The following is a 19,102-nucleotide window of genomic DNA, read 5'->3' as shown; positions in this document are numbered from 1 at the left end:
GTCAGAACAAAACAGTCGCGAAGGTGCCCACCTGCTTGAAGCCCACGCGTTCGTAGGTCGCCCGGGCTTTGGCGTTGTAGTCGTTGACGTACAGGCTGGTGACCGGCGCGTAGGTGCGGGACAGGTTTACGACGGCGGCCATGTAGCCGGCGCTCTGGTGGTGTCCCCGCATGTCAGGATTCATCCACACACCCTGCACCTGGGTGACCTGGGGGGTGACTGCGCCAAGCTCGGCTTTGAAGACCACGGTCCCGTCGGCATCGATATGGACCAGGGAATGTCCCTGCCGGATCAACCCCGCCACGCGGCGGCTGTAGAAGTCCTGCCCGCCCAAAAAGGGCGAGTAGCCCACTTCTTCCTCGAACATGGCCGCGCAGGCAGGCAGGATCCGCTCGAAGTCGGCCATGGTGCCAAAGGTCAGCCTCGGATCAGCAGCGATCTCCGGAGTGCCTTCAAGGGCAAGGAGTGGCTGGCTCGCGCGGACCTCGTGCGCAAAGTGGCCCAACTGTTCAAAGCGCGCGTAGAGTGCCAGGACAGTCTCCGCCGGGCCGAAGATGGAAGCGTAGCGCTTGCCTGACTGGTGGGCCGCCTCGGCGAGGAAGCCGGCCAGGGAAGCGTCCAGTTGAACAGGCACCAGGTTGGCACCGGCCCAGCAGGCACCCAGCAGGGTCTGGTCATCGAACAATCCGTAGATACTTGCGCCACCGCTGGTGGGCGCAGCCGTCCCCACGCTGTCCAGATGCGCCAGGATGAAGACGTTTGCTACCGGATCCTCGTTCGCAAGCGCGCGAAGGGCCAGGGTGTCGGCACTGCCGAGCACCCTGACGCCCAGGCCAGTCCCGTTACGAGACGCTAACCACGGGGCTACCCTTGACAGCATCTTCGCCATCGGCCTCCCCCATCTCTTCGGCGATCCGCATCGCCTCTTCGATCAGTGTCTCAACAATTTGGCTTTCGGGCACGGTCTTGATGACCTCGCCCTTCACGAAGATCTGCCCCTTGCCGTTGCCGGAGGCGACGCCGAGGTCGGCCTCGCGGGCTTCGCCGGGTCCGTTGACCACGCAGCCCATGACGGCCACGCGAAGGGGAATTTCCATGCCTTCGAGTCCGGCGGTGACCTGCTCGGCCAGCGTGTAGACGTCTACCTGGGCGCGCCCGCACGAGGGGCAGGAAACAATTTCAAGCTTGCGCGGGCGCAGGTTCAGGGACTGCAGGATCTGGTTGCCCACCTTGATCTCCTCCACCGGCGGCGCCGACAGGGAAACACGGATGGTGTCGCCGATGCCCCGTGAGAGCAAGGCGCCGAATGCCGTTGCCGACTTGATGGTCCCCTGGAACGCCGGACCAGCCTCGGTGACGCCGAGGTGCAACGGCCAGTCGCCCTTCTCGGCAAGCATCTCGTAAGCAGCGACCATCACCACGGGGTCGTTGTGCTTTACGGAGATCTTGAAGTCGTGGAAGCCATGTTCTTCGAACAGCGAGGCTTCCCAGACGGCGGACTCCACCAGGGCCTCGGGCGTGGCTTTGCCGTACTTCTTCAGGATGCCCGGCTCCAGCGAGCCGGCATTGACGCCGATGCGGATGGACGTGCCGTGGTCCTTGGCGGCAGCGGCGATTTCCTTGACCTGGTCATCGAACTTGCGGATGTTCCCGGGGTTGACGCGGACGGCAGCGCATCCGGCCTCGATGGCGGCAAAGACGTATTTAGGCTGGAAATGGATGTCTGCGATCACCGGGATCTGGGACTTCCGGGCGATGATCGGCAGGGCCTCGGCGTCGTCCGCCGACGGACACGCAACACGGACAATGTCACAACCGGACGCCGTCAGCTCAGCGATCTGCTGCAGTGTGGCGTTGATGTCCGTGGTGGGCGTGGTGGTCATCGACTGCACGCTGATGGGGTAATCGGAACCAACTCCCACGGACCCAACCTTGATCTGCCGCGTTTTACGACGCGGGGCAAGAACAGGTGGCGGGGCTGCTGGCATTCCCAGGCTGACCGAGGTCACTGTGGACTCCTTGGGTTGGGGTGGTACGTGGTGGTGGGGGTTGCCCGGTTCAGGACGTGTGCGAAGCCAGGAGCCCAATGATGGGCGACCATTCGGTAGTCCGGATGCCGGCGATCGTTCCGGCGTCGGCGAACGGGTCCTGCTTCAGGAGGTCGTTGAGTTCGGCTTCGTCGGCGGACTTGAAGATCAGCAGCGCACCGGCGCCGTCTCCGTAGGGACCGCTGGCCAGCAGCTTGCCCTCCTCTGCGAGGTCGGCCAACCAGGCACGGTGGGCAGGGCGGGCTTCATCGCGGAGGGCGCCGGAATCGGCGGCGTATACGTACTCAACAGCGAAAACAGTCATGGTGATAGCCTATCCCGCCGGCCGGCGTGGTTTGATACGGCAGTGACGCACCGCATGGCGTCCCCGCTAGCCAAAGATGTTCACGGGCTTGACGATGTCGGCGTAGATCAGCAGCGCGCCCATGGCCATCAGCAGCACCGCCACAACGTAGGTGGCCGGGAGCAGCTTGGCGATGTCGAACGCTCCGGGGTCCGGTTTGCCGCGCCACAGGGCAAAGCGCCGCCGAACGGCTTCATAGAGCGCCCCTGCCACATGGCCGCCATCCAGTGGCAGCAGGGGGATGAGGTTGAAAATGGCAAGCGCAAAGTTGAGGCCTGCCAACAGTCCCACCAGCGCCCCGGCGCGCGCCTGCAGCGGAACCTGTTCCATGGCGGCTACTTCGCCGGCCACGCGGCCCACGCCCACCACGCTGATGGGACCGTTGGGATCGCGCGGCTCCTCGCTGAAAGCCGCTTGTGCAACCCCCGCCACGCGGGCAGGCAGGTTAAGGATGACGCCCGAAATCTGCTTGATGTTCTCCCCCGCCATGGGCAGGACAGACGACGCCGGTTGGGGCACCAAAGCGCTTTGGGCACCGATTCCCAGGAAGCCGACCTCCTGGTACTTCAGCACTCCGTTGGCATCCTGCTCAGGGCGGCCATCCGGGCCCGCGACAGGCCGGGACGTCAGGACCGGGGTGACGGTGGTGGACACCGGTTGCCCGTCCCGTTCCACCGTGATGGGCACTTCCCTGCCGGCCGAGGAGCGGATCCACCCGGTCAGCTCCTCCCAACTGGTCACCGCCTTGCCGTCAAAGGAGGTGATGGTGTCGTTGGGCTGCAGTCCGGCCGCCGCGGCCGGCGTTGGTTTGCAATCGGCGGAATCGGGGTCAACCGTTTCGCCCTCTGCAACCTGGCACTTGGAGACATCGGCGATGGTGGTGGTTGCCGTGGCCACGCCAAACCCCATGAGAAGCACCGCCGTCAGCACCAGGCCGATCAGGAGGTTCATGGCGGGCCCTCCGAGCATGATGATGATCTTCTTCCAGACCGGCAGTTTGTAGAACACCCGGTTTTCATCACCCGGGCCTACCTCTTCGTGGGCCACCGAGCGGGCCTCCGAAGCCAGTGTCTGGAACATGCCCGTGCTGGACGGGCGTACGCCGCCGTCGTCCTTATTGGGCGGGTACATGCCGATCATGGAGACGTAACCGCCCAGCGGCAGCGCCTTGAACCCGTACTCCGTTTCGCCCTTTTTCCGGGACCACAGCGTGGGGCCGAAGCCAATCATGTACTTGGTGACCCGCACCTTGAACAGCTTGGCGGGGACCAGATGGCCCACCTCATGCAAGGCGATGGACACGGCAACGCCGATGGCGACGAAGACGACTCCAAGGATGAAAAGTAGGACGGGACTCATGCCGGTGGGACTGCTTCCGTGGGGTTGGGGGATCTACTGGGCGCTGCTGGCTAAACGATCGTGGGTGCGGGCACGTGCCCACCTCTCAGCATCCAGTACGGATTCCACCGTTAGCTCCAAGGAGCCTGAATGTTCGCTGAGGACCGATTCCACCGTGTCCACAATGTCCGTGAAGCGGATGCGGCCGGCGTGGAAAGCCTGGACAGCTTCCTCGTTGGCGGCGTTGAAGACGGCCGGGTAGGTGCTGCCTTGCTTGGCCGCGTCCTTGGCCAAATCCACCGCCGGGAAGGCTGCCGAATCCAAGGGTTCGAACGTCCAGCTGGTGGCCTGTGACCAGTCGCACGGCGTAGCGGCCCTCGGCACGCGGTCCGGCCAGCCCAGGCCCAGCGCTATGGGAAGGCGCATGTCCGGTGGTGATGCCTGGGCGATGATGGACCCATCCACGAACTGGACCATGGAATGGACCACCGACTGGGGATGGACCACGACGTCGATCCTGTCCAGCGGGACGTCGAAAAGCAGGTGCGCTTCGATGACCTCCAGCCCCTTGTTCACCAGGCTGGCGGAGTTGGTGGTAACCATCAGGCCCATGTCCCAGGTGGGGTGAGCCAGCGCTTCCTGCGGCGTGACGGCGTGGAGCTGCTCCCGCGAACGCCCCCGGAAAGGGCCGCCGGAGGCCGTCAGGATCAGCTTTTCCACTTCCTGGGCCGCCCCTGAGCGAAGGCACTGGGCGATGGCCGAATGTTCGGAGTCCACGGGTACGATTTGGCCCGGACGGGCCGCCGCCTTTACCAGGGCGCCGCCGACGATCAACGACTCCTTGTTGGCCAGCGCCAGGGTGGCGCCGGAGGCGAGCGCGGCCAACGTGGGAGCCAGGCCTATGGACCCTGTGATGCCGTTGAGGACAACATCACACGGAACAGCGGCGATACGGGTCGAGGCGTCCGGGCCGGAGAAGATTTCGGGTGAATACGGTGCAGCCCCTGCTTGCTCCACGGCCGCATCCAGCAGCCGGCGCAGCTTGTCCGTATCACCCTGGGCGATGCCAATCGCCTGGGCCCGGGTATGGACGGCCTGCTGGGCCAGGAGTTCCAGGTTTCCGCCTCCGGCGCTGAGGGCCACTGTTTCGAAGCGGTCCGGGGCTGCATTGACGACGTCGATCGCCTGCGTGCCGATGGAACCAGTGGACCCTAGGATGGTGATCTTGCGCGGCTGCATTGCTTAAGTATCCCAGCCTCCCCTGCCGCGCGTAACGTGGACTGCGTGGAGTGGCTCGCATGGTTCGACGCGCGGGACTACGAATTTGCCCGCCAGGTGCTGCAGCGCGGCACAGCAGCGCTCTTCTTTGTGGCCTTTCTCTCCTCCTTGAACCAATTCCCTGCGCTGCTGGGCGAACGCGGCCTCCTTCCCGTTCCCGGGTTCCTGGACCTCGCCCGCCGGTTGGGTCGGCCCAGTGTGTTCCTGTGGCGCTACTCCGATTCCCTGCTCCGGGCAGTCTGCTGGGCGGGCATCACGGTGTCCTTGCTGCTGGTTTTTGGCCTGCCCCAAACCGGGCCGCCCTGGGTACCCATGCTCGCTTTCCTGGCGCTGTGGATCCTCTACATGTCGATCGTGAATGTCGGCCAGACCTTCTACGGCTTCGGGTGGGAGTCCCTCCTGCTCGAAGCGGGGTTCACCGTGGCGTTCCTTGGCTCCGACCGAACCGCTCCCCCTGCCACCATCCTGATCCTTATTGTGTGGCTGGTCTTCAGGCTGGAGTTCGGAGCAGGAATGATCAAGATCCGCGGCGGCCGGGAGTGGAGGGACATGACGGCCATGTTCTACCACCACGAGACACAACCCATGCCCGGCCCCCTGAGCCGTCAGGCCCATCTCCTTCCCCGCCCCCTCCACAAGGTGGAAGTCATCGGCAACCACTTCGCTCAACTGGTGGTTCCCTTCTTCCTGTTCGCTCCCCAGCCGTTGGCCGCCTCCGCCGCGGCGATCATCATTGTGACCCAGCTGTGGCTGGTGGCCACCGGGAATTTTGCCTGGCTCAACTGGGCCGCCATCGTTCTCGCCTTCGCTGCAGTCAGCGACCCCGTGGCGCACGCAGTGTTTCCTGTGATCCCGCTGGATTGGCACCCGGGTGCGGAGTCCCCGGTGTGGTGGACCGGCGTCGTACTGGCCGTTACCGTGCTGCTGCTGGTTCTCAGCTACCGCCCCTTGCTGAACCTCTTCTCGCGACAGCAGCTCATGAACGCCAGCTTCAACAAGTGGCGGCTGGTGAATGCCTATGGGGCCTTCGGGACGGTGACCAAGCAGCGGATCGAGATCGTGGTGGAGGGCACCATGGCCAAGGACCCCGATGCGCCGGATGAGAGCTGGCTGGAGTACGGCTTCAAGGGCAAACCCGGCGATCCCCGGCGTGTGCCCAGCCAGTGGGCACCGTACCACCTCCGCCTCGACTGGCTGATGTGGTTCCTGCCCCTGAGGACCGTCCACGAGGACTGGTTCTACGCGTTCCTCAACAAACTCCTGCAGGCGGACCCGCCAACGCTGCGGCTGCTCCGCCATGACCCGTTCGACGGCGACAAGCCCCGTTGGGTGCGTGCGCGCAGCTATCTTTACCGGTTCGCCAGCCGCGCAGAGTTCCGGGAGACCGGTAACCGCTGGGTTCGCGTTCCCTTGTACGACGCCGTGCCGCCGTTGTCCCTGACGTCGCGTCGGCGGCGCTTGCTGTAGCCGGCAGACGGCCTACAGGGCCGCGGCAGCCAACTCCGGATTTTCCCCGGCAGCGGCCCGCTTGGTGCTGCTCCGTTTTCCGGGAGCCGCGGCGGATGCCGTCACATGCGCCTTGCGTTCCACGGATTCTGCGGCAATGTACAGGCCCTCGCGGTTCAGGTGCCGCGAATAGCTGGAATCCAAGTAGAGGGTGGGGAACGAGTCCTCGCTGTTCATCTCGGCCGCTTTGGCGAGAAGTGCGCTGTACAAGTAGTCCTTCACGGCGCCGGCACCTGCACCACCGCCGTAGACGTACGCCACCTCCGTGGTGGCACCGACAACGGCAAGAACACGGCCAAATTGCTCGGCGACTTCCTTGGCGAAGAACATCGTTTCCTCGTCCACGAACCCCATGACCCGCTCGTAAAAGTTGCGCTTCAGGGGCGACGGTCCTGCGTGCAGGTATTCGGAGAGCTGCTTCCGGGAAGTAAATCCGGACTGGAAACCACGGTCCCGCATGGCCTTCAGGGCATCGGTCAGGACGGTGCCATAGCCTTTCTTGAAGGTCGTTGAGGCATCGGCGTTGAACTGGCCCGCAGTGAACACCGGGAAATTGACGGTGCCCTCGCCGACGTCGATGCCGATCGTGTGCTGGGCAGCCAGGACGTCGCTGGAGGTGATCCCTTCCAGGGCCAGCCCCCTCCTCCTGACATCGGACAGCATGGCATCCATCAGGGGTGCGCCTTGCGCGGTGATGGCATACTGCGCGGATGCACCCTCGGGGATGACCTGGACATCCATGAACCGAAGCTTCACGGTCACCGGGGTTTCGAAGTTGTGGATGGTGGCGGTGTGGACGCCGTTCATGAATTCACCGGCGTAGCTGGTCCGGTGCGAGAGGTACTCATTGATGGGCAAGGCGAGTGCCACCCGGGCGCGGACGCTCAAGGCTTCATCCGCCGGCGGAAGGGATCCGTTGTCGCGGACGTGGTCCTGCAGGGCTTTGGCGGCAAAAGCACCCATGACCAGGATCTTGCTTAATTCCTGTTCGGCTTTGCTCCTGTGGCCTATGACGTCGAACTCTTCGAAAGCCCCGGGCGCGCTCAGGGCCCTGACTCCGAACAACCTGCGGTACTGGTCCCCGATCAGCGGAGAGGAAAAGCTCACGTCCAGTTCATTGCAGAAGTCGCCTGCCATGCGCGCCGGAGCTTCGCGGTCCGGCGTCGGAAGCGCATTGGAGCGGGTGACCAGCGCCACCCCACTGGGAAGGTCGATCACGTCGGCTTCCGCCGGGCCGGTTGCGAGGGTGCCGCGGATCAGTCCCTTGACGTAGCCGTTTCCGACGTCGATGCCTCCGGTGAGGTTTGTTGAAATGGTCATGCATCATCCTTTCGATCTGTGTGCGGAGGTGGCGCAGCGGGTCATCGACGCAGGCGGGTGAAAAGGTCGTTGACATCGACCTCCCCGCCGGGCGCTTCCTGCGGTCCGGGCGACGGCGGTTCCGCGGGTTTGGCGTTGGGCGCAGAAGGGCCCTCCACCTCGGCACGGACCGGAAGCTGCACCACGGGCCTGTTCACGATGTCCACATACCCGTGCCGCTCGATGCTCTCCCGGATCAGCGTCCGCATGGACAGCGATTGGTTGTCCTGCAACTCCATCCACGCCACCACAGCTTCATCTGCCCGGGGCACGTTCAAGCGGTATCTGTGGGGCGGCAGCTTCGCGGACCCCTGGTTCTGCGGATCAGGCACCTGGTTCTCCTTCCCTGGCGTTCCCGCGCAACCGTACGCGGGATGAGACCATCCACCGGACTGTTCACAGCCCGCTGTTGGTCATTTCTGGCCAGGCGCGGACCGCTCACCACCCGTGAGTGGCCGGTACACACCGATCATGACGGAGACAGCAGCATTTTCAGCCGCGGCGCCAGCCTGCTCCGAGCTGCCCGCTGCGCGGAGCTGCGGTCGATTCCCGGACTACAAGGTGCGTAGCCAACTCCACGCGCCGGGAATCCAGTTCCTCGCCGCGGACCTGGCGCAGGATGAAGCTGAGCGCCGAACGCCCCATCTCCTGGAGGGGCTGGGAAACCGAGGTCAGGGGCGGGACGGATTCCGCAGCCTGGTGCGTGCCGTCAAAGCCGACCAGGCTCATCTCCTCCGGTATTCGGATGTTCTGCCTGCGCGCTTCGGCGAGGACTCCCAGCGCAATACTGTCGCTGGCGGCAAAGATCGCCGTGGGCGGGTCTTCCAGCCCCAGCAACGCCTTCATGGCACTGACGCCGTTTTCCGGACGGAAGGCTCCAGCCGATATGTATTCGTGGTCCACGGTGATGCCTTCCGCCATGAGCGCAGCCATGTATCCGTGGAGCCGGGCCTGGCTGCACTCGGCGGTGGAAGGACCGCCGATGTAGGCAATGCGCCGGTGACCCAGTTCCAGCAGGTGTGTGGCGGCAGCCTTCCCGCCTGCCCAGTTACTGGCCCCGACGCTGAACACGTCCAGGGCAGGAGGGTTGAGGGGGTCGATGACCACTATGGGAATACTGCGCCGCTGGAAGGCTTTGAGTTGGGCCGAATCGAACGCAGACGTCACCACGATCATGCCGCTGCGGCCTTCGTCGATCATGCGCTGCGCCCGCTCTTCGGGGCTTGGTGGCGAGCCGGCCTGCCGGCTGGTCACAGAAAGAATCACTTCGATATCGGCCAGGGACGCCTGCTCCAGCACGCCATTGAGGACTTCGACGGCGTAAGCGGAGTTGAGCGAGTCGAAGACTGCCTCTACCGTTTTGGCCGCCGGCAGGCTTCTTCTCTGCAGCGGTGACCTGTAGCCGGTCTTCTCCAGTGCGGCAAGGACCCGGGTGCGGGTTGCCTCCGCCACGTCCTCACGCCCGTTGACCACTTTGGAGACGGTCGGCGTGGAGACGCCTGCCTCCTTGGCTACCGCAGCCAGCGTCAACTTTGACGGGCGGGTTTCTGTTGTCATGGCCCCCACTTTCGAAATATTTCTGTTCACTCATCATGCGGCGATGCCATTTGCTTTGGCAAGTGGCGGTGCCGCTTGTGTCAGTTGGAGGCTTGACGCATCCCGGAATGGGCTTTAGTTTATACCGTGACCTAAATCACCGGAGCGAAATTTTTCGAAATTCTTTGCTCTCGCACTCTGTTCATGCGATTACCCATGGAGAAGCAATGAAGCAATTCCAGTCCTCCCGGCGTTCCTTCCTGGCCCTTGCTGCCCTGACTCCCTTCGCAGCCGTGGCCACCACGGCGTGCGGCACGTCCGGGCCGGGAGGTGGCGGCGCGGGCGGTGGTGCCAGCATGTGGTTCCTGACCGGTGAGCCGAACCAGACCACCATGCAGAAGGCGGTCGATGCCTTCGGCTCCGCGAACCCCGACCACAAGATCACGGTCACGTACTTCCAGAACGATGCCTACAAGACCAAGATCAAGACCGCGATCGGCGCCGGACAGGCTCCCACCATCGTGTACGGCTGGGGCGGTGGCGGATTGAAAACTTATGCCGAAGCCAACCAGGTGGAAGACCTCACGGCCTGGTTCAACGAGAACCCCGACCTGAAGAACAAGTTCTTCCCGTCGTCCTTCGGAGCAGCTACGGTCAACGGCAAGATTTATGCGCTGCCCAACCAGTACGTCGCTCCGATCGTGTTGTTCTACAACAAGGAACTCTTCGATAAGGCCGGGGTCCAGCCGCCCAAGACCTGGGACGACATCATGTCGCTGGTGAAAACCTTCAACGACATGGGTGTGGCGCCGTTCTCCCTCGGTGGACAATCACGGTGGACCTCCATGATGTGGCTTGAGTATCTCCTGGACCGCATCGGCGGGGCCGAAGTCTTCAATGCCATCTTCGAGGGCAAGCCGGACGCCTGGATGCATCCCGCCGTCATTGAGACCGGAACCAAGATCCAGGAACTTGTCTCCGCAGATGGGTTCATCAAGGGTTTCTCCTCCATCACCGCCGATTCCAAGGCCGACCAGGCCCTGCTGTTCACCGGCAAGGCCGCCATGATGCTCCATGGGTCCTGGACCTATGGCGCCATGAAGAAGGAGGGACAGAACTTTGTCCAGGACGGCAAGCTCGGGTTCGTGCAGTTCCCGACCGTTGCCGGAGGCAAGGGCGATCCGAAGAGCGGCGTGGGAAACCCCGCCCAGTACATGTCCATCTCCTCCAAGGCCAGTGACAAGGAGAAGGAAACGGCCAAGAAGTTCTTCAAGGACGGCATCCTCACCGATACCGTCATCGATGCCTACATCAATTCCGGATCCGTGCCGATCGTCAACGGCATCGAAGACAAGCTGGACTCCTCCCCGGACAAGGACTTCCTGACCTTTGTCTACGACCTCGCCAAGAACGCACCGACGTTCCAGCAGTCGTGGGACCAGGCCCTGAGCCCCACTGCGGCCGAGGCGCTCCTGAACAACATCGACCAGCTTTTCCTGATGTCGATCACGCCGCAACAGTTCGCCCAGAACATGAACGCAACCCTGGGCAAATGAGCGCCGCAACGCAAGCGCGGCCCGCCGCTCCTCCGCGCCAGACCACCAAAGCCACACCGGGCCGTTCCTCCTTGGCCTGGCTGACCGTCCCGGCACTGCTGTTCTTCGTGATCTTCGCCGTCGTCCCCCTGGTGGGAGTCCTGCTGTTGAGCTTTGCCAACTGGGACGGCATCGGCGCCATCGGAGCAGCAGGAACGGACAACTGGATCTCGGTTCTTGGCGACCCCGAGTTGTACAACGCCCTGGGGCTGACCTTCCTGATCATGATCATGTCCTGGTTGGTGCAGACCCCGATCAGCCTGTTGCTGGGCGTTTTCACCGCCGGGAGCCAGAAGTACCGGGCAGCACTGGCCGTCCTTTACTTCCTGCCGCTCCTGTTGTCATCGGCTGCCGTTGCGATCGCATACAAGGCCCTCCTTGATCCGAACTTCGGCCTGGCCATGGGCCTCGGCCTGCCCTTCCTGGCACAGGACTGGCTGGGGGTTCCCCAGCTGGCCCTGGGTTTGGTGATCTTCGTGATTGCCTGGCAGTTCGTTCCGTTCCATACGCTCATTTACCAAGGTGGGGTCCGGCAGATTCCCAAGTCCCTGTATGAAGCAGCACAGATCGATGGGGCGGGAACCATCAAGCAGTTCTTCCACATCACGCTCCCGCAGTTGAAATACACCATCATCACTTCCTCCACGCTGATGGTCGTGGGATCGCTGACCTACTTCGACCTCATCTTCGTCCTGACCGGCGGAGGGCCGGGCAACTCCACCCGGATCCTCGCCCTGGACATGTACCTGCGTGGCTTCCGGGCCAACCTCATGGGGCCGGCCAGTGTCATCGCGGTCATTCTGGTGGTCATCGGCCTTGTCCTGGCCTTGTTCCTCCAGCGCCTTGGAGGCAAGGACAAGCAGGGCAGCCAATTGGAAGGAATGTAGGGTGAGCACCGTACTGACAAACCAGCAGGAGACCCCCAGGACGGGAGCTGCAAGCAAGCCCCCGGCACAGCGTCAAGGCCTGGGCACGCGCCTGCGTCGCCTCAACATACCGGGTGGCCTGGGTGGATGGATCTGGTTAGCCGTGATCATCATTCCGGTCTACTACATCGTCATCACCAGCCTGAAGACCTCCGAAGGCTACTTTGGCCAGAACCCCCTGGCACCGCCTCTGGCGCCCACCCTTGAGAACTACCAGTTGGTGCTCGAGTCGAACTTTGCCGCCTACTTCATGAACAGCGTCATGGTCACGTTGGGGGCAGTGGTCCCTACCGTCCTGATCTCGTTCATGGCAGCCTTCGCGATTGTCCGCGGCGGAGGCAGGTTCCTCAAGCTGGTCAACGGCATGTTCCTGATGGGGCTCGCCATTCCGTTGCAGGCAACGATCATTCCCATCTACCTGATGATCATCCGCCTGAACCTGTACGACAGCCTGCTGGCGATCATGCTTCCATCCATCGCCTTCGCCATCCCGCTGACGGTGCTGATCCTGTCCAACTTCATCCGGGACGTACCCAACGAACTCTTCGAATCCATGCGGCTGGACGGGTGCAGTGAATGGCAAACCATGTGGCGCCTTGCCCTGCCTCTCACCCGGCCGGCAATCGTCACGGTGTCCATCTACAACGGCCTGCACGTGTGGAACGGATTCCTGTTGCCGCTGGTCTTGACCCAGAGTCCCGACCTTCGCGTCCTCCCCTTGGCCCTGTGGTCCTTCCAAGGTGAGTACAGCGTCAACATCCCGGCCGTCCTGGCCTCGGTGGTCCTGAGCACCCTGCCCATCCTGGTGCTGTACGTGGTAGGACGCCGCCAACTGCTCAGCGGCTTGACCGCCGGATTCAGCAAGTAGAAAGGAGTCACAGATGACGGAACAGAAACCACTCCGCGTAGGCATGGTGGGCTATGCGTTCATGGGGGCTGCGCACTCCCACGCCTGGCGGACCGCACCACGGTTCTTCGACTTGCCTCTCGCTCCGCAGTTGACCGCGGTTGCCGGCCGGAACGAGGAAGGGGTCCGGGCTGCTGCCGCCAAGTACGGGTGGGACTCCGTGGAAACGGACTGGCGCGCACTGGTCGAACGGGACGACATCGACCTGATCGACATCTGCACCCCTGGCAACACCCACGCCGACATCGCCATCGCCGCCCTCGAAGCCGGCAAGCACGTACTCTGCGAGAAACCCCTCGCCAATTCCGTGGAGGAGGCGGAGAAGATGACTGCCGTGGCGGAGGCCGCAGCTGAGCGTGGCGTACTGTCCATGTGCGGCTTCAGCTACCGGCGCACCCCTGCGCTGGCGTTGGCCAAGCGCATGGTGGAGGATGGGCGGCTGGGCGACATCCGCCACGTGCGGGCCCAATACCTCCAGGACTGGCTTTCCGACGCAGACGCACCATTGACGTGGCGCTTGGACAAGTCGAAGTCCGGGTCAGGTTCCCTGGGCGACATCGGCGCGCACAGCATCGATGCTGCCCAGTGGATCACCGGACGGACCATCACGGGTGTCTCCGCGCTGTTGGAGACCTTCGTCACCGAGCGTCCCCTGGCCGGCGACTTCGTGGGACTGGGCGGCCACGGGGGTTCGGATGGTCCCAAGGGCCCGGTAACTGTGGATGATGCCGCTTTGTTCACCGCGCGCTTCAGCGGAAACCACGACGCCGGCACGGACCAACAGGCGGACGGCACCTCCGGTGGGGACGCCACGGGCCCGATCGGCATCTTCGAAGCAACCAGGTTCGCCCTGGGCCGCAAGAATGCAATGCGCCTGGAACTCAACGGCACCAAGGGCTCCCTGGCGTTCGATTTCGAGGACATGAACTCCCTCCAGTTCTACGACGCTTCCCTGGAGCCGGACGCCGGGTTCCGCAAGATCATGGTCACCGAACCGTCCCACCCCTACACCGCCAACTGGTGGCCTACGGGGCACGGGCTGGGCTATGAGCACGGATTCACCCATCAGGTGGTGGACCTTGTGAATGCCATACACGCTGGCGAGCAGCCCTCGCCGTCGTTCGCTGATGCGTTGCAGGTCCAGAAGGTGCTGGCCGCCGTCGAAGCAAGCGCCGGCAACGCCAGCCGTTGGCAGAACGTCGAGAAGGAGACACCATGAGCCGACCCATCACCCTCTTTACCGGCCAATGGGCCGACCTCCCCTTCGAGGAGGTGGCCCGCCTGGCCGGCGAATGGGGTTTCGACGGATTGGAAATCGCTTGTTGGGGCGATCACCTGGATCCCCAGCGCGTCGTGGAAGACGACGCCTACCTCCAGGGCAAGCTCGACATCCTCGAGAAGCACCAGCTGTCCGTCCACGCCATTGCCAACCATCTCACCGGCCAAGCGGTGTGCGATGACCCCATCGATGAACGGCACCGTGACATCCTGTCCCCCGAGGTCTGGGGCGACGGCAAGGCTGAAGGAGTCCGGGAGCGGGCGGCCGAGGCCATGAAAACCACCGCCCGCGCCGCTGCCCGCCTGGGGGTCAAGACGGTGACAGGCTTTACGGGCTCCTCCATCTGGAAGTGCGTGGCCATGTTCCCCCCGGCTTCGGAGGACATGATCGAGCGGGGCTACCAGGACTTCGCCGACCGCTGGAACCCGATCATGGATGTCTTTGACCAGGTGGGCGTCCGTTTCGCCTTGGAGGTCCACCCGTCCGAGATCGCCTACGACTACTGGACTGCCAAGCGCACCCTGGAAGCCATCGGCCACCGTGAGGGCTTCGGGTTGAACTTCGACCCCTCACACTTCATCTGGCAGGACCTGGACCCCGTGATGTTCCTTCAGGACTTCGCGGACAGGATTTTCCACGTCCATGTGAAGGAATCGGTCCGTCAACTCAACGGTCGCAACGGCCGCCTTGGCTCCCACTTGCCGTGGGCCGATCCTCGGCGCGGCTGGGACTTTGTCACCGCGGGCCACGGCGACGTGGCGTGGGAACCCATTTTCCGCACGCTCAACGCCATCGGCTACGACGGACCCACGAGCATCGAATGGGAGGATGCGGGCATGGACCGCCTGGTGGGCGCCCCGGAGGCCCTTGCCATGGTCCGCAACCTCGCCTCCATCCAGCCACCGGCCGCTGCGTTCGACGCCGCTTTCGCCACACGATAAAACCCCTTGACGGATACGCCCCGAAACGAAGGAAACCATGACAACCAACAACAAGAGCGCACTGGTGGTGCGCGGCGGCTGGGACGGACACCAGCCGGTGGAAGCCACCGAACTCTTCATCCCGTACCTCAAAGCCCAGGGGTTCGAGGTACGGGTCGAAGAGTCCCCCAAGATCTACGCCGATCCCGACTACATGGCCACGGTTGACCTGATCGTGCAGTGCATGACGATGTCCACCATCGAGAAGGACGAATTCGCAGGGCTGCGGACAGCCGTGGAGAACGGCACCGGGTTGGCCGGCTGGCACGGCGGCATCGCCGATTCGTACCGCAACAACTCCGATTACCTTCACCTGATCGGCGGCCAGTTCGCTTGCCACCCGGGCAAACACCCGGATGAACTGATCGGTGAGCAGTCGGACAACTACGTCCCCTACACCGTGAACATGCTTCCCGCCGCCGCGGACCACCCCATCACCGCAGGCCTGGACGACTTCGACCTGGTCACCGAACAGTACTGGGTCCTCGCCGACGACTACATCGACGTCCTGGCAACCACCACGCAGAAGGTGCGCGAATGGGACCCCTGGAACCGGGAAGTCACGTCGCCTGCCATCTGGACCCGGCAGTGGGGCAAAGGCAGGATCTTCGTCTGCACGCCCGGCCATCGTGTGGAAGTCCTGGAGGACTCCAATGTCCGCACCATCATTGAAAGGGGCATGCTGTGGGCAACCCGCTGAACACAACCCGGCGCATGAATGTCGGAATCATCGGCTGCGGCAAGATCGTGGAGCAGTACCTCACCAACTTCCGCCGCCTGGAGTCGGTCAACCTGGTGGCTGTTGCCGACCTCGACCACGCGCGTGCGCAGGCGGTCGCGGACTCCTATGAAGGCGTCCGTGCTGTGACCGTGGACGAGTTGCTGGCGGCCGGCGACGTCGATCTCGTCCTCAACCTCACCATCCCGGCGGCGCACGCCGAAATCGCGCTCAGAGCCATCGGCGAAGGCAAGGCGGTGTACGGAGAGAAGCCACTGGCTGCCACCACCGACGAGGCACGGCATGTGCTTGCAGCCGCGAAGGCTGCGGGTGTGACCGTGGGCTGCGCACCGGACACCGTGCTGGGGACGGGTATCCAGACCGCCCGCAAGGCGATCGACGACGGCTTGATCGGAGCACCGATCTCGGCCACCGCCACCATGGCCACTCCCGGGCATGAACGCTGGCATCCGAACCCGGACTTTTATTACCAGCCCGGAGGCGGACCACTGCTGGATATGGGACCCTACTACGTATCAGCCCTCGTGACCCTGCTGGGGCCGGTGGTTTCGGTGGTGGGCGCAGCGAGCCACACCCGGAATGAGCGGACCATCGGTTCCGGCCCCCGCGAGGGCCAAAAAGTTCCGGTGGACATCGACTCCCACGTCACCGGCGTGCTGGTGCATGCCTCGGGTGCGCTGTCCACGCTGTTCATGAGCTTCGATGCGGTCCAGACCAAGAGCCCCAACATCGAAATCCATGGTGAGAAGGGCTCACTGGTGGTGCCGGATCCCAACCACTTCGACGGGGACGTGCAGCTGTTTGCCCTGGGAGCAGCCGATTGGGAGACACTGCCCGTCTCAGCCGGCTACGTGGATTCGGGCCGTGGATTCGGAATTGCCGACCTTGCCGCCACACCCCCAGGACAGGAGCCGAGGGCCGGTGGGGAACTTGCCTTCCACGCCTTGGAGGTCATGGAATCCGTTCTGGAAAGCGCCAAGACCGGACATGCCGTGGCCATCATGAGCACCGCCCCGCGCCCTGCCGCGGTTCCTCTCACGGAACTTGCGGCGCCCGTGCGCGCCTAGCACCCCAAAAAAACCCCGCCGAGATGGCATTTGATGACAATGTTTGCTCAAAGCATTGGCATCAAATGCCATCTCGCGGGTGGTTATCGGGCGCGGCGGAGGACTGACTGGGCGTGCTTTAGAATGGGGCCGTCGATCATTTTCCCCTTGAACTGGAAGACTCCGGTGCCGGCGGACGTCGCAGCCTCCAACAACTCCCTGGCGGCGGCAACGGCTTCCGGGGCAGGAGCATAGGCCTCCCGTACGGCAGCCACCTGCGAAGGATGGATGCAGGCCTTCGCACCGAAACCACTGGCCACGGCGTCCCGGGACTCTGCACCGAGCCCCTCAAGATCCGGGATGTTTACGTACACGGCGTCAATGGCTTCCTTGCCTGCGGCCTTCGCGGCAAGCAGCACAGCGGACCTCGAGTGGAGCGCCACGGCACGGTAGCCGCCGTCGTCGTTCCTGCTGGAAAGGCCACCCAAGGACGCGAGCAAGTCCTCCGCTCCCCACATCAACGCCACGACGTTCGGCTCGGCGGCGATGGACACCGCGTTGACGACGCCGACGGCCGTTTCGCAGAGAGCGATCACGCGATAGCCATCCAGGGCCTTCAGCTGCGCAGCATCCTCCGCCTTGGCCAGCATGACGGTCCGGTAGGGAGTTTCCGCCAGGCACTCAAGGTCCAGCCGAAACTCCTCCGTGCCCACCGGGTTCACGCGGACAATGGTGGTGTCCGGATCCAGGTGGGCGCCGTCGTCCGCCAGTTGCTCAACGATCGCCCGGCGTGCCCGCTCCTTCCCAGCCGGGGCCACGGCGTCTTCGAGATCCAGGATGACGGCGTCGGCACGGTCAGCGGCCTTGCCGAAGCGCTCGGGACGGTCTGCCGGGCAAAACAGGAGGGCAGGGCCCATGGTGAAGGGAAAGACGTCGGGAGAGGGCATGGACTTCCTTGCTGCTGCGCGTTCTACTGTGCGGTATCGGACGATTGGGCGTTGTGCGCTTCCTTGGTCCACATCAGGCAGGTCCTGGTGGCCAGTGCCACCACCTCGCCGTTCTGGTTGCGTCCCGTGTGCTGCATGGTCACCAGCCCCTGCCCGGGACGCGAGGACGAGAGCCGCTTGCCGGTGATCACCGTTTCCGTGTACAGCGTATCGCCGTGAAAGAGCGGATGCGGGAACGTGACATCCGTGAGCCCCAACTGGGCCACGATGGTGCCCTGGGTCAGCTGGGTCACTGACTGGCCCACCATGGTGGAGAGAGTGAACATCGAGTTCATGAGCCGCTGGCCAAAAGGCTGCCCCGCGCTCCAGGCAGCGTCCAAGTGCAAGGCCTGCGAATTCATGGTGAGGGTGGTGAACAGGACGTTGTCAGTCTCAGTCACCGTCCTGCCCGGCTTGTGGGCGTACACCACGCCTTCTTCCAGTTCGTCGTAATACAGCCCCCGTTGCTCCACAACCCGGCTCATACAGTCAGTTCCTGGTCTTCTTCGAACAACTCAGCACCCGTGGCAGCCAAGACATCCTCCAGGGTCACGTTCGGCGCCAACTCACGGAGCACCAACCGCGGTTCGCCCTGGTCCTTGACGACGTCGATCACCGCGAGGTCCGTAATGATGCGGTCCACGCATCCCTTCCCGGTCAAGGGCAGTGAACACTCCCTGACAATCTTGGGCCGTCCGTTGCGGTCCACGTGCTCCATCATGACGATCACCTTCTTGGCACCGAACACCAGATCCATGGCCCCGCCCATACCCTTGACCATCTTGCCCGGGACCATCCAGTTGGCCAGGTCTCCATTGGCCGCTACTTCCATGGCGCCCAAGACAGCGACATCCACATGGCCGCCGCGGATCATTCCGAAAGATGTCGCGGAGTCGAAAAAAGCAGCACCGGCGTTGGTGGTGACAGTCTCCTTCCCGGCGTTAATGAGGTCAGGATCCACCTTGTCCTCGGCCGGATATGGGCCGACACCCAGGATCCCGTTCTCCGAGTGCAGGATCACCTCCACACCGTCCGGGATGTAATTGGGGATGAGCGTGGGCATTCCGATACCGAGGTTCACATACTGGCCGTTGACCAGTTCCCTGGCTACGCGGGCGGCCAGTTCGTTGCGGGTCCAGCCCTTGGCTTCGTGATGTTCGACGTCGGCACGCCGGTATTCGTGCCGCACGGCTTCCGGACGGGGCGGCACGTCATGATAGGTGTTCGATTCCATGG

General features: G+C 63.7%; 19 protein-coding genes. 8 read left to right on the top strand and 11 right to left on the bottom strand.

Features of this window, described 5'->3' with window-relative positions:
- Position 1: 1 nt before the first annotated feature.
- The 5 genes from ACPFL9_RS07645 to dxr all read right to left on the bottom strand — a co-directional run bounded on the left by ACPFL9_RS07645 (position 2) and on the right by dxr (position 4,968).
- Complete coding sequence (locus ACPFL9_RS07645) at positions 2–880, bottom strand: DUF4081 domain-containing protein (RefSeq protein WP_426007511.1); 879 nt, start codon at positions 878–880, stop codon at positions 2–4.
- Positions 843–2,009 carry a flavodoxin-dependent (E)-4-hydroxy-3-methylbut-2-enyl-diphosphate synthase gene (gene ispG / locus ACPFL9_RS07640; RefSeq protein WP_387433889.1) on the bottom strand — a complete coding sequence of 389 codons (1,167 nt, stop codon included), beginning with the start codon at positions 2,007–2,009 and terminating at the stop codon, positions 843–845. The genes ACPFL9_RS07645 and ispG overlap by 38 nt, the downstream gene beginning before the upstream one ends.
- Before the next feature lie 49 nt (positions 2,010–2,058).
- Positions 2,059–2,352 (bottom strand): YciI family protein, encoded by a 294-nt coding sequence (locus ACPFL9_RS07635; RefSeq protein ID WP_426006795.1) that lies wholly within the window; start codon positions 2,350–2,352, stop codon positions 2,059–2,061.
- A gap of 66 nt (positions 2,353–2,418) precedes the next feature.
- The gene (locus tag ACPFL9_RS07630; RefSeq protein ID WP_426006793.1) at positions 2,419–3,750 is read right to left on the bottom strand and encodes a M50 family metallopeptidase; all 1,332 of its coding nucleotides are present in this window, start codon (positions 3,748–3,750) and stop codon (positions 2,419–2,421) included.
- A gap of 33 nt (positions 3,751–3,783) precedes the next feature.
- Positions 3,784–4,968, bottom strand: coding sequence for a 1-deoxy-D-xylulose-5-phosphate reductoisomerase (dxr, locus tag ACPFL9_RS07625; protein ID WP_426006792.1), 1,185 nt, complete (start codon positions 4,966–4,968; stop codon positions 3,784–3,786).
- A 45-nt stretch (positions 4,969–5,013) separates the two neighbouring features.
- On the opposite strand from dxr, the gene ACPFL9_RS07620 reads away from it, so the two are divergent.
- Positions 5,014–6,474, top strand: a complete 1,461-nt coding sequence (locus ACPFL9_RS07620; RefSeq protein ID WP_426006791.1) for a lipase maturation factor family protein — start codon at positions 5,014–5,016, stop codon at positions 6,472–6,474.
- 12 nt (positions 6,475–6,486) lie between these two features.
- Here ACPFL9_RS07620 and ACPFL9_RS07615 read toward each other — a convergent pair whose 3' ends face one another.
- The 3 genes from ACPFL9_RS07615 to ACPFL9_RS07605 form a co-directional block, all read right to left on the bottom strand.
- On the bottom strand, positions 6,487–7,833 hold the full coding sequence (locus ACPFL9_RS07615) for a hypothetical protein (RefSeq protein WP_426006789.1): 1,347 nt from the start codon (positions 7,831–7,833) through the stop codon (positions 6,487–6,489).
- Between the two features lie 41 nt (positions 7,834–7,874).
- The gene (locus tag ACPFL9_RS07610) at positions 7,875–8,204 is read right to left on the bottom strand and encodes a hypothetical protein (protein WP_426006788.1); all 330 of its coding nucleotides are present in this window, start codon (positions 8,202–8,204) and stop codon (positions 7,875–7,877) included.
- 160 nt (positions 8,205–8,364) lie between these two features.
- Positions 8,365–9,429, bottom strand: a complete 1,065-nt coding sequence (locus tag ACPFL9_RS07605; RefSeq protein ID WP_426006787.1) for a LacI family DNA-binding transcriptional regulator — start codon at positions 9,427–9,429, stop codon at positions 8,365–8,367.
- A gap of 206 nt (positions 9,430–9,635) precedes the next feature.
- Here ACPFL9_RS07605 and ACPFL9_RS07600 point away from each other — a divergent pair, with 206 nt between their 5' ends.
- Genes ACPFL9_RS07600 through ACPFL9_RS07570 form a run of 7 tightly spaced genes read left to right on the top strand, consistent with a single transcriptional unit; the run spans position 9,636 to position 16,901 of the window.
- Positions 9,636–10,964 carry an extracellular solute-binding protein gene (locus ACPFL9_RS07600; protein ID WP_426006785.1) on the top strand — a complete coding sequence of 443 codons (1,329 nt, stop codon included), beginning with the start codon at positions 9,636–9,638 and terminating at the stop codon, positions 10,962–10,964.
- The gene (locus ACPFL9_RS07595) at positions 10,961–11,890 is read left to right on the top strand and encodes a carbohydrate ABC transporter permease (RefSeq protein WP_426006783.1); all 930 of its coding nucleotides are present in this window, start codon (positions 10,961–10,963) and stop codon (positions 11,888–11,890) included. The genes ACPFL9_RS07600 and ACPFL9_RS07595 overlap by 4 nt, the downstream gene beginning before the upstream one ends.
- Position 11,891: 1 nt before the next feature.
- Positions 11,892–12,797 carry a carbohydrate ABC transporter permease gene (locus ACPFL9_RS07590; RefSeq protein WP_426006781.1) on the top strand — a complete coding sequence of 302 codons (906 nt, stop codon included), beginning with the start codon at positions 11,892–11,894 and terminating at the stop codon, positions 12,795–12,797.
- Positions 12,798–12,810: 13 nt separating this feature from the next.
- Entirely contained in the window at positions 12,811–14,055 is a 1,245-nt protein-coding gene (locus tag ACPFL9_RS07585; protein WP_426006780.1) for a Gfo/Idh/MocA family protein, read from the top strand.
- Positions 14,052–15,056, top strand: a complete 1,005-nt coding sequence (locus tag ACPFL9_RS07580) for a sugar phosphate isomerase/epimerase family protein (RefSeq protein ID WP_426006778.1) — start codon at positions 14,052–14,054, stop codon at positions 15,054–15,056. Before ACPFL9_RS07585 ends, ACPFL9_RS07580 begins: the two co-directional genes overlap by 4 nt.
- A gap of 37 nt (positions 15,057–15,093) precedes the next feature.
- Positions 15,094–15,795, top strand: a complete 702-nt coding sequence (locus tag ACPFL9_RS07575; RefSeq protein ID WP_426006776.1) for a ThuA domain-containing protein — start codon at positions 15,094–15,096, stop codon at positions 15,793–15,795.
- Positions 15,796–15,809: 14 nt separating this feature from the next.
- Entirely contained in the window at positions 15,810–16,901 is a 1,092-nt protein-coding gene (locus ACPFL9_RS07570; RefSeq protein ID WP_426006774.1) for a Gfo/Idh/MocA family protein, read from the top strand.
- A gap of 83 nt (positions 16,902–16,984) precedes the next feature.
- Here the strand turns inward: ACPFL9_RS07570 and ACPFL9_RS07565 are convergent, their stop codons facing one another.
- The 3 genes from ACPFL9_RS07565 to ACPFL9_RS07555 are packed head-to-tail and all read right to left on the bottom strand — an operon-like array spanning position 16,985 to position 19,100.
- A complete protein-coding gene (locus tag ACPFL9_RS07565) occupies positions 16,985–17,827 on the bottom strand; it encodes an HpcH/HpaI aldolase/citrate lyase family protein (RefSeq protein ID WP_426006773.1) in 843 nt (280 codons plus the stop codon).
- A gap of 23 nt (positions 17,828–17,850) precedes the next feature.
- Positions 17,851–18,351, bottom strand: coding sequence for a MaoC family dehydratase (locus tag ACPFL9_RS07560; RefSeq protein WP_426006771.1), 501 nt, complete (start codon positions 18,349–18,351; stop codon positions 17,851–17,853).
- Positions 18,348–19,100 carry a CoA transferase subunit B gene (locus tag ACPFL9_RS07555; RefSeq protein WP_426006769.1) on the bottom strand — a complete coding sequence of 251 codons (753 nt, stop codon included), beginning with the start codon at positions 19,098–19,100 and terminating at the stop codon, positions 18,348–18,350. The genes ACPFL9_RS07560 and ACPFL9_RS07555 overlap by 4 nt, the downstream gene beginning before the upstream one ends.
- Positions 19,101–19,102 lie beyond the last annotated feature (2 nt).

Source organism: Paenarthrobacter sp. NyZ202 (genome assembly GCF_049860755.1).
In the GTDB taxonomy this organism is placed as follows: domain Bacteria; phylum Actinomycetota; class Actinomycetes; order Actinomycetales; family Micrococcaceae; genus Arthrobacter.
This window is presented reverse-complemented; position numbering and strand designations above follow the sequence as displayed.